Source organism: Pseudomonas sp. LTGT-11-2Z (genome assembly GCF_003691445.1).
Lineage (GTDB): Bacteria > Pseudomonadota > Gammaproteobacteria > Pseudomonadales > Pseudomonadaceae > Aquipseudomonas > Aquipseudomonas monteilii.
This window is the reverse complement of record NZ_CP033104.1, coordinates 5,149,850-5,164,130: the sequence shown is the minus strand read 5'-3', so window position 1 is coordinate 5,164,130 and position 14,281 is coordinate 5,149,850. Positions and strand designations below refer to the sequence as shown.

Annotated in this window: 12 protein-coding genes; 4 read left to right on the top strand and 8 right to left on the bottom strand. The window is 61.8% G+C overall.

The genetic code is table 11. The annotated features are described in order from the left end of the window. Positions 1-32 precede the first annotated feature (32 nt). The 5 genes from D8767_RS24385 to D8767_RS24365 all read right to left on the bottom strand — a co-directional run bounded on the left by D8767_RS24385 (position 33) and on the right by D8767_RS24365 (position 7,648). Entirely contained in the window at positions 33-1,643 is a 1,611-nt protein-coding gene (locus D8767_RS24385) for an ABC transporter substrate-binding protein (protein ID WP_016713169.1), read from the bottom strand. 78 nt (positions 1,644-1,721) lie between these two features. Next, a complete protein-coding gene (locus D8767_RS24380; protein ID WP_016713168.1) occupies positions 1,722-3,101 on the bottom strand; it encodes an OprD family porin in 1,380 nt (459 codons plus the stop codon). A 131-nt stretch (positions 3,102-3,232) separates the two neighbouring features. Then, a complete protein-coding gene (locus tag D8767_RS24375; RefSeq protein ID WP_016713167.1) occupies positions 3,233-4,825 on the bottom strand; it encodes an ABC transporter substrate-binding protein in 1,593 nt (530 codons plus the stop codon). Between the two features lie 143 nt (positions 4,826-4,968). Continuing rightward, complete coding sequence (locus D8767_RS24370; protein ID WP_016713166.1) at positions 4,969-6,594, bottom strand: ABC transporter substrate-binding protein; 1,626 nt, start codon at positions 6,592-6,594, stop codon at positions 4,969-4,971. A gap of 337 nt (positions 6,595-6,931) precedes the next feature. Then, positions 6,932-7,648 carry an SIMPL domain-containing protein gene (locus tag D8767_RS24365; protein ID WP_016713165.1) on the bottom strand — a complete coding sequence of 239 codons (717 nt, stop codon included), beginning with the start codon at positions 7,646-7,648 and terminating at the stop codon, positions 6,932-6,934. Positions 7,649-7,850: 202 nt separating this feature from the next. Here D8767_RS24365 and D8767_RS24360 point away from each other — a divergent pair, with 202 nt between their 5' ends. From D8767_RS24360 to D8767_RS24345, 4 genes are all read left to right on the top strand, one after another. Next, positions 7,851-9,107, top strand: coding sequence for an ATP-binding protein (locus tag D8767_RS24360; protein WP_016713164.1), 1,257 nt, complete (start codon positions 7,851-7,853; stop codon positions 9,105-9,107). Further along, complete coding sequence (locus D8767_RS24355) at positions 9,107-9,667, top strand: response regulator transcription factor (protein WP_003255244.1); 561 nt, start codon at positions 9,107-9,109, stop codon at positions 9,665-9,667. The genes D8767_RS24360 and D8767_RS24355 overlap by 1 nt, the downstream gene beginning before the upstream one ends. Before the next feature lie 229 nt (positions 9,668-9,896). Continuing rightward, positions 9,897-10,838: an AEC family transporter gene (locus D8767_RS24350; protein WP_016713163.1), complete on the top strand. Its 942-nt coding sequence runs from the start codon at positions 9,897-9,899 to the stop codon at positions 10,836-10,838. 55 nt (positions 10,839-10,893) lie between these two features. Beyond that, positions 10,894-12,252: an amino acid permease gene (locus D8767_RS24345; protein ID WP_016713162.1), complete on the top strand. Its 1,359-nt coding sequence runs from the start codon at positions 10,894-10,896 to the stop codon at positions 12,250-12,252. A gap of 52 nt (positions 12,253-12,304) precedes the next feature. On the opposite strand, the gene D8767_RS24340 is transcribed toward D8767_RS24345, so the two are convergent. From D8767_RS24340 to D8767_RS24330, 3 genes are read right to left on the bottom strand one after another with little or no spacing between them, the layout of a single operon-like run. Next, a complete protein-coding gene (locus tag D8767_RS24340) occupies positions 12,305-12,676 on the bottom strand; it encodes a carboxymuconolactone decarboxylase family protein (protein ID WP_016713161.1) in 372 nt (123 codons plus the stop codon). A gap of 10 nt (positions 12,677-12,686) precedes the next feature. After that, on the bottom strand, positions 12,687-13,730 hold the full coding sequence (locus D8767_RS24335) for a calcium/sodium antiporter (RefSeq protein WP_028698943.1): 1,044 nt from the start codon (positions 13,728-13,730) through the stop codon (positions 12,687-12,689). Positions 13,731-13,790: 60 nt separating this feature from the next. Beyond that, positions 13,791-14,165: a septal ring lytic transglycosylase RlpA family protein gene (locus tag D8767_RS24330; protein ID WP_122048446.1), complete on the bottom strand. Its 375-nt coding sequence runs from the start codon at positions 14,163-14,165 to the stop codon at positions 13,791-13,793. Positions 14,166-14,281 lie beyond the last annotated feature (116 nt).

Here is a 14,281-nt window from a genome sequence, read left to right as displayed (position 1 = left end):
CCCCGTGTGGGTTGCCGGCGGTCGTAGTTGTTCTACTTCACCTTGGTGGTGGCGAAGTTATTTTTGGTCAGAGGGCTGATCACGTAGCCCTCCACGTTGTCACGCATGGCCACGAACACCTTGGGGTGGGCCATGCTGATCCAGGGTTGGTCGTCATCGTACACCTTCAATGCCTCGCTATAGAGCCTTGCACGTTCGTCGTCGTTGATCACTTCGCGGGCGCGGGTGATCAGCTCCTGGAATTTCGGGTTGCACCAGCGGGCGTAGTTTTCGCCGTTCTTCGCCGCTTCGCAGCTCAGCAGCGGGGTGAGGAAGTTGTCGGGGTCGCCGTTGTCGCCGGCCCAGCCGGTGGACACCAGGTCGGCTTCGCCATTTTTGGCGCGGCGCAGCATTTCGGCCCACTCCATCACGCGGATATCCAGCGTCAGGCCGATCTGCTTCAGGTCAGCCTGCAGCATTTCGGCGGAGAGCCGCGGGTTAGGATTGGTCATGCCGCCGCCGTTGCGGGTGAACAGCGTGATCACTGTACCCTGCGGAACGCCAGCTTCCTTGAGCAGCGCGCGCGCCTTGTCGAGGTCACGTGGCGGGTTCTGGTTGCGGGTGTTGTAACCGATCATGCTCGGTGGATAAGGGTTCACGCCGACCAGCGCATTGCCTTTGCCAAAAAGCTGGTCAACGTGGGCCTGGCGGTCGAAGGCCATGTCGATGGCTTTGCGCACGCGCACATCGCTGAGGTATTTGTGCTCGGTATTCATGGCGATGTAGCCGGTGACCAGCGCTTCGGTCTCGGCCACCTTGAGCCTGGGGGCGGCCTTGATCGCCGGTACGTCTTCCGGCTTGGGGTACAGCGCGATCTGGCACTCGTTGGCGCGCAACTTCTGCAGGCGCACGTTGCTGTCGGTCGCGATGGCGAACACCAGGGCATCGGCCGGCGGTTTGCCCCCGAAGTAGTCCGGGTTGGGCTTGAAGCGGACCTGGGCGTCCTTGTTGTAGCGCTGGAAGATGAACGGGCCGGTGCCGATCGGCTTGCTGTTCAGCTCGGCGGTTTTACCGGCCTTGAGCAATTGGTCGCCGTATTCGGCGGAATAGATCGACGTGAAGCCCATGGCCATGTCGCGCAGGAACGGTGCTTCGGCCCGGGTGAGGGTGATCACCACGGTGTGGTCGTCAGTCTTGTCCACCGACTTGAGCAGGCTCTTGAAGGCCATGCTTTCGAAATACGGGTAACCGACACTGGTCTTGTCATGCCAAGGGTGCGCAGGGTCGAGCTGACGGCGCAGGCTCCATAGCACATCGTCGGCGTTGAACGTGCGCGTGGGGGTGAAGTAGTCGGTGCTGTGGAATTTGACGCCCTGACGCAAATGGAAGGTGTAGGTCAGGCCGTCTGGGGAAATGTCCCAGCGTTCGGCCAGCGCTGGCTCGATGTCGGTGGTACCTGGCTTGAAGTCGACCAGGCGATTGAACAGCGTTTCGGCGGTGGCATCGAACGTGACGCCGGTGGTGTACTGCACAACGTCGAACCCTTCCGGGCTGGCCTCGGTACACACCACCAGCGGTTTGGCCGCTAGCTGCGTGGCGCTGCTCAGCACCAGCGCGGCCAGGGCAAGGCGTAACGGTATCGATTTGATGAAAGCGCTCTGCATGGGTCACGGACTCCCGGCTTGCATTGATTCCAGCGTAGCTGCCACGGCCCGCAGCGAAACGGGCCGTGGCGCCAGCGGTCAGAGAATGTTGAATGGAATGGTGGTCACCACCCGGAACTCGTCGAGGCTGCCGTCACCTTGTGCCTTGCTGGCGCGGTGCGCGGTATAGGTGGCGCGGATGCTGGTGTCTTTCAGCGGCCCGCTTTGCACCGCATAGCTGGTGCCGATGCCCCACTCGTAGTGGTTTTCGCCGTCCAGGCCATTCACGTCGTAGGCCGTGCCACGGTAATGGGTGCCGTCGATATCCCAGCCACGGGCGTTGTACAGGTTGAACTTCAGGCCCGGCACGCCGTACGGCGCCATGTTCAGCACGTAGGAGATCTTCAGCGATTTTTCGTTGGGGCCGTTGAAGTCCGACAGCAGCGAGTTGGCCAGGTAGATCCCGTTGGTCTCGTGCAGGTAGTCGAAGTACTCGTTGCCGTTGACCTGCTGCCAGGAGGCACCGAGGGTGTGGGCCTGGTGGGTCAGGTCGAGCGACAGGCTGTAGACGTCGTTGTCGATCTTGCCCATTTTCTGGCTGCCGGCGTCTACGGTCTTGTAGTAGTTCAGGCCGGTGCTCAGGCTGAGTACCGCGCTGTCGCCCAGCATGTGGTTGGCGCCGAAGTAGTACTGGTTCCAGAAGTCGTCGACCTTGGTGGCGTACAGGCTGGTGCTCAGGCTCTTGAACGGCTGGTAGTTGATGCCGGCGGTACTGGCGCGGTCGGTTTCTACGCCGGTGGCGCTGTATTCGCTGCGGAATTTGCTGAGGCTTTGCTCGGTACGCGGCGAGACGCGGTCGAAGGTGCCCGCGTCGAAGCTGAGGTTTTCGAACTCGGCGCTGTGCAGGAACGCACCCTGGAAACTCGACGGCAGGGCGCGGTTGCCGATGTAGGCGATCATCGGCGTGTCCACCGACTGACGGCCGAGGGTAAGGGTGGTGTTGGACACGCGCGCCTTGATATTGCCCAAGCCCAGCTTGCTCCACTGGCCGATGGGGTCGCCATCGCTGTGGGTGAGCGTGCGGTTGTTGGGGCCGGCGACGGCCTGGCGGCTCTGTTGCAGGGCGATGGCGTTATAGCCGGCGGCCTCGACGGCAAAGCCTACGGTGCCTTGGGTGAAGCCGGAGCTGTAGTTGAGGATGGTGCCCTGCAGCCAGTTTTCGCGGCTGTGGGTGGCGTGGCGGGTGCCGTCGCTTTTGTAGTAGCGCCACAGCGGGGCGCGGGCGGCGCGCTCGCGGGCGTACCAGTTGCGGGTGGTGCCGGACAGGCTCTGGCCGTCGATGAAGCCGCTGGCTTGTGCCTGCTCGCTGCTGGCTTTGAGGGTGAGTGGAATGTATTCCTGGCTTTGCGGGTCGGCCTGGGCCACGGTGGATAAGGCACTGATGGATAAAGCCAGTGCGGTCAAGGTGAATACTCTCAAGGTTGAAGCTCCCATTCTTTTCTAGTTATTGCCGGCCTTGTGGGCCGGATGGTTGTTGCGGTGTTGCCAGGGTTGCCGCGGGATCACCGGGCTAAATCGGGGGCGTTGTGTTGGCCGGTACTGGCTAACGCTTAATCAACACTCACACCGGAAAAATCATTGCGCCCAAACGGGCTGACCTTGAACTGGGAAACCTTGACGCTGAGCGGTTGGTTAACCGTGGAATGCGCAACCGGGGTAATCGGCACCTGTTGCTTCAACCGCTGCTGGGCCTGCTGGTACAGGGCGGTGCGCTGGGTGCGGTCGGTAACCTGCTTGGCTTGCTTGACCAGGCTGTCGTACTGCGGGTCGCACCACAGCGAGTAGTTGTTGCTGCCGATGGCATCGCAGCTGTAGAGGGTGCCCAGCCAGTTGTCCGGGTCGCCGTTGTCACCGGTCCAGCCGATCAGGGCGATGTCGTGCTCGCCGCTTTTCATGCGCTTGATGTACTCGCCCCATTCATAGCTGACGATGCGCACCTTGAAGCCGAGCTTGCTCCAGTCGGCCTGGAGCATTTCAGCCATCAGCTTGGCGTTAGGGTTGTACGGGCGCTGTACGGGCATGGCCCACAGGGTGACCTCGGTGCCAGGCTTGACCCCGGCCTGCTGGAGCAGCTGTTTGGCCTTTTCCGGGTCGTAGGGTGCGTCCTTGAGGCTTTCGTCATAGGACCACTGGGTGGGCGGCATGGCGTTGACCGCCTGTTGGCCGGAGTCCTGATACACCGCCTGGATGATGGCTGTCTTGTTCACCGCCATGTCCATCGCCTGGCGTACTTCCAGGCGGTCGAATGGCGGGTGCTGGGTGTTGTAGGCGATGTAGCCGAGGTTGAAGCCCGGCTGCTGCAGCACCTGCAGCTTGTTGTCGGCCTTGAGTGCCGGCAGGTCGGCCGGGCGTGGGTGCAGGGTGACCTGGCATTCGTTGCGGCGCAGCTTCTGGATACGCACAGAGGGGTCGATGTTGATCGAGAACACCAGGTTGTCGATCTTCACTTCATTCGGTGCCCAGTAATCCTTGTTGCCCTTGTAGCGGATCTGCGAATCCTTCTGGTAACGCTGGAACACGAACGGCCCGGTGCCGATGGGCTGCTGGTTGATGTCGCTGGGGCGACCGCTGGCCATCAGCTGGTTGGCGTATTCGGCAGAGAGGATGGAGGCGAAACTCATGGCCAGGTTCTGGATGAACGCGGCGTCGACTTCGTTGAGGGTGAACTTCACCGTGTGCTCGTCGAGTTTCTTCACCTTCGCGATGTTCTTGTCCAGGCCCATGCTGATGAAATAGGGAAATTCGGTGGGGTAGGCCTTGCGGAACGGATGGCCCTTGTCGAGCATGCGATTGAACGTGAACAGCACGTCGTCGGCGTTGAAGTCACGGCTCGGGGTAAAGGCCTTGTTGCTGTGGAACTTCACCCCTTCGCGCAGGTGGAAGGTGTACTGCAGGCCGTCGTCCGATACCTCCCAGTGCGTCGCCAGGGCAGGGTGTACGGCGGTGCCGCCGCGCTCGAACTCCACCAAGCGGTTGTAGATCGGTTCGGCGGCGTCGTTGTCGGTGGCGGTGGTGTACTGGGCGGTGTCGAAGCCGGCAGGGCTGCCTTCGGAGCAGAACACCAGGTTGTTGGCCAGCAGGGCCGGGGATTGGCTGAGCAGTCCGAGGGCTAGCAGGGTCGATAGGCAAGTAGCGTGGCGCATGGCGAGTCCTTTTTCATCTGTTTGCACCGCCTCGGGGTACGAATGACGGCAACAGTTCGCCTACCCCGCGGCGGGTAGCCGCAGGACGACATAAAGAGGTGATGGGGGAAGGCACCCGCTATTGCGCGGGTGCCGCAGTTACCCTATTTGTCCACGCTGACGCCATAGAAGGAGTTCAGCGCAAACGGGCTGATCTTGAAGTCCTTCACCTTGGCGCTCATGGGCTGGTACACGGTGGAGTGGGCGATCGGGGTGATCGGTACCTGCTCCTTGAGTATGTGCTGTGCTTTCTGGTACAGCTCGGTGCGCTTGGCCTGGTCGGAGGTGGCCTTGGCCTGCTTGATCAGGTCGTCGTAGGGCTTGAAGCACCATTTGGAGAAGTTGTTGCCTTCGACCGCATCGCAGCCGTAAAGGGTGCCCAGCCAGTTGTCCGGGTCGCCGTTGTCGCCGCTCCAGCCAATCAGCATCGCGCCCTGTTCGCCGCCTTTGGAGCGTTTGATGTACTCGCCCCATTCGTAGCTGACGATTTTTGCCTTGATGCCGATCTTGGACCAGTCCGATTGCAACATCTCGGCCATCAGCTTGGCATTGGGGTTGTACGGGCGTTGCACGGGCATGGCCCACAGGGTGATTTCGGTGCCTTCCTTGATGCCGGCTTCCTTGAGCAGTTGCTTGGCCTTTTCGGGGTCGTATGGCGCATCCTTGATGCTGTCGTCATACGACCACTGGGTCGGCGGCATGGCGTTGACGGCCAACTGGCCGGCGCCCTGATAGACCGATTCGATGATCTTCTTCTTGTCCACCGCCATGTCCAGCGCCTGGCGCACTTTCAGCTGGGCCATCGGGTTGGCCTCATTACTGCCCTTGATCTTGTCCATCACGTTGTAGGCGATGTAGCCGAGGTTGAAGCCGGCCTGCTGTGGCATTTGCAGGTTCTTGTCGGCCTTTAGCGGCTCGATGTCGGCCGGGCGGGGGAACAGGGTGACCTGGCACTCGTTCTTCTTCAGCTTCTGCATGCGCACCGAGGCGTCGGTGGTGATGGCGAAGATCAGGTTGTCGATCTTCACATCATCGGGCTGCCAATAGTCCTTGTTGCCCTTGAAGCGGACCTGCGCGTCTTTCTGATACTTGCTGAACACGAACGGGCCGGTACCGATCGGCTTCTGGTTGATGTCGGCCGCCTTGCCGTTTTTCAGCAACTGGTCAGCGTATTCGGCGGACTGGATGGAGGCGAAACTCATGGCCAGGTTCTGGATGAACGCGGCGTCGACTTCATTGAGGGTGAACTTCACCGTGTGCTCGTCGAGTTTCTCCACCTTGGCGATGTTCTTGTCCATGCCCATGTCGGTGAAGTACGGGAACTCGGTGGGGTAGGCCTTGCGGAACGGGTGGTCCTTGTCGAGCATGCGGTTGAAGGTGAACAGCACGTCGTCGGCGTTGAAGGGGCGGGAGGGCTTGAAGTAGTCGGTGGTGTGGAACTTGACGCCTTCACGCAGGTGGAAGGTGTAGGTCTTGCCGTCGTCGGACACTTCCCATTTGGTCGCCAGGCCCGGGATGACTGCTGTACCGCCGCGTTCGAACTGGGTCAGGCGGTTGAACACGGTCTCGGCCGAGGCGTCGAAGTCGGTCCCGGTGGTGTACTGCCCCGGGTCGAAACCGGCCGGGCTGCCTTCGGAGCAGAACACCAGGTTGGACGCGGCAAGCGCCGACGGTGCGCCGGTGAGCAAGCCTGCACCCAGCAGGAACGGAATGACTGCGTGTTTGAGCATGGTGGCCTCATTGTTGTCATTTTTCGGATGAGGTGGCCTCGTGAGCCGACCTGCGGATACTTATGCAGGGGATGTTCCCAATGCAACAGGTAGAAGGATAGTTGGCGCCAGAAAGGTGGTACGTTCGTACATGGATGTCGCATCGGTATAACTTTCGACGAAGTTAAACGTTTGCGCAGGCAAAATGATGGCATTTTGCAGGATGTTTCGAGGCGGGATTAAATGTAGGAAGCACCTTAGTGGTGCGTAGGAAATGTCTGAAATCGCAAAATTGAAGGTGGGCGCGGTCTTTGTGGGAGCGCCCCGGCAAGGCCGCTCCCACAGCGAGTTCGTAGCTTTACGGCATCTGCACTTCGATCAAGCCATCGGCATTCATGCTCACTTCACTGGTACCCGCCTCGATATCCGGCGCTGGCGCCGCCTCGTCCGCCCCCATGGCCTTCATTGCCATCGGTGCGCTACGCAGGTACGGGCGCGGGTAGCCGCTGCTGTTGAGGTTCAGGCTGACCACTTTGTAGCCCTTGCCGCCCAGCGCCTCGGTGGCCAGTTGCGCACGCGCCTTGAAGGCATCGACTGCGTCCTTGAGCAGTGCATCCTCGCTGGCCTTGCGTGTGGCCGGGGCAATGGAGAAGTCCATGCCGCCCATTTTCAGTTCTTGCAGCAGGTCGGCGGTAAGCTGGGACAGGGCCGGGAAGTTGGCGCTTTCCAGGCGCAGCTCGGCGCGCTCGCGCCAGCCGGTGATCTTCTGGCCCTTGCTGTCATAGACCGGGTAGCTGTTGCGGCTGCCCTGGCTGATCTTCACGTCCTTGACCTGGCGCGACTGCTGCACGGCCTTGTTCATGGTTTCGGTGATCTGCTTGGCGAGCTTGCCCGGGTCGGTGTTCTGCGCTTCGCTGTACAAGGTCACGACCATCAGGTCACGCGCCACTTCTTTGCTGACTTCGGCACGCAGCGATACCTGGTTGTAACGCGGTTCATCGGCAGCCAGCACCGGCAGGCTGGCGAGCAGGCCGCAAGACAGGACAAGGGCGGCGCCGCGACGAGGGATTTGCATGTGGTACTCCTTGGCAATAAAAGGCGTGGGGTCTGGTCATCCATTCCACGCATGGCCCATGTGACCGGCAACAGTGTAGTGGGTTCAAAAGTGCCATCATGAACCTGTGACAAAGTGTGGCGCTTTGCCGCATCGCTGCAGCGAGGCGCCCGGCTTCGGTATACTCCAGCCGATTTTTCTGGAGCACTCATCAGGAGAGCTCATGCTCGCCGCCGTACAACCGCTGTCTGCTACCCGCCAGAACCTCTGGCGCCTGACCGTCATTCGGGTCCTGGTCCTGGCTGCTCAAGCAGGCTCCGTGGGCGTTGCCTACTGGACCGAACTGCTGCCTTTACCTTGGCTGTCGCTGGCTGGCACCTTGGCCTTGTCCTCGCTGCTGTGCGCCTTCACGGCCCTGCGCCTGCGCCTGTCGCTGCCGGTCACCGAAATGGAATATGCCCTGCAGCTGGCCTGCGACCTGCTGATCCACAGTGCCTTGCTGTATTACTCCGGTGGCTCGACCAACCCGTTCGTGTCGTATTACCTGGTACCGCTGGCGATTGCTGCGGTGACCTTGCCGTGGCTGTATTCGCTGATTCTTTCGGGCATTGCCCTGACGGCCTACAGCCTGCTGCTGGTACAGTTCTACCCGCTCGAAGGCCTGCCGATGGCGCGGGACAAGATGCAGGTGTACGGCATGTGGCTCAGTATTGCCCTGGCCGCAGCGGTGATCACCTTCTTTGCTGCGCGCATGGCCGAAGAGCTGCGCCGCCAGGAGCAACTGCGTTCCGAGCGCAGGGAAGAAAGCCTGCGAGACGAGCAGCTACTGGCCGTGGCCACCCAGGCCGCTGGCGCCGCCCATGAACTGGGCACGCCGTTGGCGACCATGAGCGTGCTACTGAATGAAATGCGCCAAGACCACGCCGACCCGTTGCTGCAAGAAGACCTGCAGATCCTTCAGGACCAGGTAAAACTGTGTAAAGAGACTTTGCAGCAGCTGGTGCGCGCCGCCGAAGCCAACCGCCGCCTGGCGATCGTGGAGCAGGACGTGACTGCCTGGCTGGACGAGGCGCTGAACCGCTGGCACCTGATGCGCCCGGAAGCCAGTTACCGCTTCCAGCGCCTGCGCGACGGCAAAGTGCCGCGCCTGACGCCGCCACCGGACCTGACCCAGGCGTTGCTGAACCTGTTGAACAATGCCGCCGATGCCTGCCCCGATGACCTGGAAGTGCGCCTGGACTGGGATGCCCACGACATCGTCATCAGCATCCGCGACCACGGCCCGGGCGTGCCGCCGGCCATTGCCGAAGCCATCGGCAAACCCTTCATTACCACCAAGGGCAAAGGCTTCGGCCTTGGCCTGTTCTTGAGCAAGGCCAGCGTGACCCGTGCGGGCGGTTCGGTGAAACTCTATAGTCATGAACAGGGTGGCACCCTGACCGAACTGCGCCTGCCCTATGGCAAGCGAGGAGATGAATGATGAGCGAAGAAAACCAGGTCGAAAGCGAAGAGCTGCCGCACCTGCTGCTGGTGGACGACGATGCCACCTTCACCCGGGTCATGGCCCGGGCCATGAGCCGCCGCGGTTTCCGCGTGAGCACTGCCAGTTCTGCCGAGGAGGGCTTGATCCTGGCCCAGCAGGACCTGCCGGACTACGCCACGCTGGACCTGAAGATGGACGGCGACTCAGGCCTGGTGCTGCTGCCCAAGCTGCTGGAACTGGACCCGGAAATGCGCGTGGTGATCCTGACCGGGTACTCGAGCATTGCCACGGCGGTGGAGGCGGTGAAGCGGGGCGCCTGCAACTACCTGTGCAAACCGGCCGACGCCGATGACGTGCTGGCGGCGCTGCTGTCGGAGCACACCGACCTGGATACCCTGGTGCCAGAAAACCCGATGTCGGTCGACCGCCTGCAGTGGGAGCATATCCAGCGCGTATTGAATGAGCACGAGGGCAACATCTCGGCCACTGCACGGGCGCTGGGCATGCACCGGCGTACCTTGCAGCGCAAATTGCAGAAGCGGCCGGTTCGGCGCTGATTCTTGCAGGGCCTGTACCGGCCCTTTCGCGGGCAGGCCCGCTCCCACAGGTACCGCGCCGCCCATCACAGCAGCGCAGGACCTATGGGAGCGGGCGCCCGCGAAGAGGCCGGTACAGGCATTAGATAATCTAAAAGACAATTCCTTTTATCGCGCTCGATCCCCGCAAATCCCAGCCGTTGGCGTATCATTAGCCCCCTAACGGCAACCCCTCCAGGATCGCTTGCGCATGCTCGCCCTTCTTATCCAGACGCTGAACATCACGGCACCGGTTTTCGCCATGCTGTTCATGGGTGTACTGCTCAAACGCATCCATCTAATTGATGACAACTTCAACCGCGTCGCCTCGCAACTGGTGTTCAACGTCTGCATGCCGGCGCTGCTGTTCCTCGGCATCTACCACGCTGACCTGGCCTCAGCGATAAAACCGGGTGTCATCCTCTACTTCATCGTCGCCACTCTGGTCGGTTTCGCCATTGCCTGGGGCCTGGCCATCTGGCGCAGCCCGCTGGCAGAGCGAGGCATCTATACCCAGGGCGCGTTTCGCGGCAACAACGGCGTGATCGGCCTGGCCTTGGCCGCCAGCCTGTACGGTGACTATGGTATCTCCTTGGGGGCGGTGCTCGCCGGCCTGGTCATCCTCATGTACAACTCGCTGTCGGCAGTGGTACTGGCGGTGTACAGCCCGGACCTCAAGTCCGACCCGTGGAGCATCTGCAAGAGCATTTTCAGCAACCCGTTGATCATCAGCGTTTTGGTCGCCACGCCCATGGCCTACGGCCAGGTGCCGCTGCCCAACTGGCTGCTGACCTCGGGCGATTACCTGGCGCAGATGACCCTGCCGCTGGCGCTCATCTGCATTGGCGGCACACTGTCGCTGGCGGCGTTGCGCGACAGTGGCAGGCTGGCCATCGATGCCAGCCTGGTGAAGATGGTCTGGCTGCCACTGCTCGGTACCCTCGGTGCATGGTTGTGCGGTTTCCGGGGGGCGGAGCTGGGTATCCTGTTCCTGTACATCGGCAGCCCGACCGCAGCCGCCAGCTATGTGATGGCGCGAGCGGCCAATGGTAACCATGAGCTGGCAGCGTCGATCATCGTGATTACCACGCTAATGGCGGCGATCACCACCAATATTGGCATTTTCATCTTGCAGTGGGGCGGATGGATCTAGATCCTTGACTGCAAACAACACAAAAACACAGCCTCACTGAGCTAAAGGACACTTCATGCAAGACCAGAGCACGCCCGAGCGGTTACAGCGCGGGCTGAAGAATCGCCATATCCAGCTGATCGCGCTGGGCGGGGCCATCGGCACCGGTTTGTTCCTGGGCATCGCCCAGACCATCCAGCTGGCAGGCCCTTCCGTCCTGCTGGGCTATGCCATCGCCGGCCTGATGGCTTTCCTGATCATGCGCCAGTTGGGCGAAATGGTGGTGGAAGAGCCGGTCGCCGGCAGCTTCAGTCACTTCGCCCATCAGTACTGGAGCGAGTTCGCCGGCTTCGTGTCGGGCTGGAACTACTGGGTGGTGTACGTGCTGGTCGGCATGGCCGAGCTGACTGCGGTGGGCATCTACGTGCAGTACTGGTGGCCAGAGTTCCCGACCTGGGCCACGGCAGCGATCTTCTTCGTGGTGATCAACCTCATCAACCTGACCCAGGTAAAAGTCTACGGCGAGATGGAGTTCTGGTTCGCCCTGGTCAAGGTGGTCGCCATCGTCAGCATGATCGGCTTCGGCGCCTGGCTGTTGAGCAGCGGCCATGGCGGCCCGGATGCCAGCGTGGCCAACCTGTGGCAATACGGCGGCTTCTTCCCTAACGGTGTCACTGGCCTGGTGATGGCGCTGGCGGTGATCATGTTCTCGTTCGGTGGCCTGGAGCTGGTGGGTATCACCGCTGCCGAGGCTGACAACCCTCGCCAGAGCATTCCCAAGGCCACCAACCAGGTGGTTTACCGCATCCTGATCTTCTACATCGGTGCCCTGGCGGTGCTGCTGTCGCTGTACCCGTGGCAGAAGGTGGTGCAGGGCGGCAGCCCGTTCGTGATGATCTTCCATGAGCTGGACAGCGACCTGGTAGCGACCATCCTCAACATCGTGGTGCTGACGGCCGCGCTGTCGGTGTACAACAGCTGTGTGTATGCCAACAGCCGCATGCTGTTCGGCCTGGCCAGCCAGGGTGACGCGCCGCGTCAATTGCTGAAAGTGAGCCGCAGCGGTGTGCCGCTGACTGCATTGGGTGTTTCGGCCTTTGCGACCGGCCTGTGCGTGGTGATCAACTACCTGATGCCGGGTGAGGCCTTTGGCTTGCTGATGGCCTTGGCGGTGTCGGCATTGGTCATCAACTGGGCGAGCATCAGTATTACCCACCTGAAATTCCGCAAGGCCAAGCTGGCCGCTGGTATTACCCCGTTCTACAAGAGCTGGGGGCACCCGTTGACCAACTACCTGTGCCTGGCGTTCATCGTGCTGATTCTGGTGGTGATGTACCTGACGCCGCCGATCCGCATCTCGGTGATGCTGATCCCGGGGTGGATCATGGTGCTGTGGGTGGCCTTCAAGATGAAGAAGGCTCGCCAAGCCAAGTAATACAGTGCCGGCCTCTTGGCGGGTTCGCCCGCGAAGAGGCCGGTACAGGCAACTACTGATAGCTGTCGATCACTTCCTGTGCCGCCCTGAAGGCATCAATCGCCGCCGGCACTCCCGCATACACTGCGCAATGCAGCAACGCCTCGCGAATCTCTTCCACCGTACAGCCATTGTTCAATGCCCCGCGCACATGCCCCTTGAGCTCTTGCGGGCACTTGAGTGCCGTCAGCGTGGCCAGGGTAATCAGGCTGCGGGTCTTCAGTGGTAGCCCCTCGCGGGCCCATACGCTGCCCCAGGCATGTTCATTGACAAAGTCCTGTAGCGGCTGGGTAAAGTCGGTGGCATTGCCCAGTGCGCGGTCGACGAATGCATCGCCCATTACCTGGCGGCGAATCTGTTCGCCGGTCTTGTTGCTATCAGCCATGTTGTTTTCCTTAGTGTTGGCGGCGCCAGGCGCGCACGGTGGTGAACAGCAACACCATGGCGAGCACCGGCAGTACATAGAACAGCATCAAATGCTCAAGGCGACCAGCCAGCGGCATCCCCATGGTAAAGGCCGCTACGTGCAGGCCGTAAGCCAGGTACAGGCAAAGGAACACCAGGCCTTCGGCACGGGTGACGCGATAGCCGGAATAAAACACCGGCAGGCTCAGTGCCGCAACGCCAAGCATCACCGGCAGGTCGAAAGACAGCGCGTTGGGTGAGATCGACAGCGGCTCGGGCGTGACGAGTGCGGTCAGACCCAATACAGCCAGCAGGTTGAACAGGTTGCTGCCGATCACCGTACCCACGGCGATCTCCCGTTCGCCGCGCAGGGCGGCAATCAGCGCGGCGGCCAGTTCAGGCAGGGAGGTGCAGATGGCGACAACGGTAAGGCCAATGATGCGCTCGGACAGGCCCAGGTCGGTGGCAACCTCCACAGCGGCCTCCAGCAGCAGGTGGCCCGCCAGGCTCAGCAAGCCAAGGCCGGCCAGCACCTGCAGCAGCGTGCCGGACCAGAAGCGCCCTGCACCGGTTTTTGCGCTATCCGGGGCAGGGTAGGTACGGGCATAGTGGCGTGACTGGTGCCAGAGCATCGCCAGGTAACCGCCCAGACCCAGCAGCAACAGCCCTCCTTCAATCCGGCCCAGGTGGCCGTTGGCAGACAGCGCATAGACCAGGCCGCTGGCGATGATCATCAGCGGAATGTCCAGGCGCACCAGTTGGCGCGACACGCGCAGGGGAATGATCAGCGCGGCCAGGCCAAGAATGACCAGTACGTTGAAGATATTACTGCCGATTACGCTGCCCACCGCCACGTCCGGCGCGCCCTGGTAGGCAGCCTGCAGGCTTACGGTAAGTTGTGGCGCGGTACTGCCGAAGGCCACCAGGCTCAGGCCGATGATCAGCGGGCGTACATGCAGGCGCTGGGCCAGGCGCAGCGCGGCGCGCACCAGCAACTCGGCGCCGCCGACCAGCAACACCAGGGCGATGCCCAGTTGCAGGAGGCTGAAGGTGGGAAGGGTGGCCAGGTCGAAAATGGTCGGACTCCTGTCGCGTCAGTCGCTAAGCCCTTGTACTCGCACGCGCGCTGTTCCGCTACGGAGCATGCCGATTTTTTCTGCGGCGGCGCGTGACAGGTCGATCAGCCGGCCGCGGGTATGTGGACCACGGTCGTTGATGCGTACCACCACACTGCGCTGGTTGGCCATGTTGGTCACCAGCACGCGGGTGCCGAAAGACAGGCTGCGGTGGGCGGCGGTAAGGCCATGCTGGTTGAAGGGTTCGCCGCTGGCGGTGCGTTTGCCGTGGTGGCGTGAACCGTAATAGGAGGCGGTTCCGGTTTTGTCATAACCGCGTGGGTTGATGTCGTGGCTGGCGCAGCCGGCCAAGAAGGAGAAGAGGGCCAGGGTGCCGAGGGATTTTTTTAGCAAATCAAGTGCTCTCCTAGTGCGGCTATTCGCGGACAAGCCCTCTCCCACAGGTATGTCACCGCCTATGACAGCGGCGCTGTAACTGTGGGAGCGGGCTCGCCCGCGAACGAGGGCGA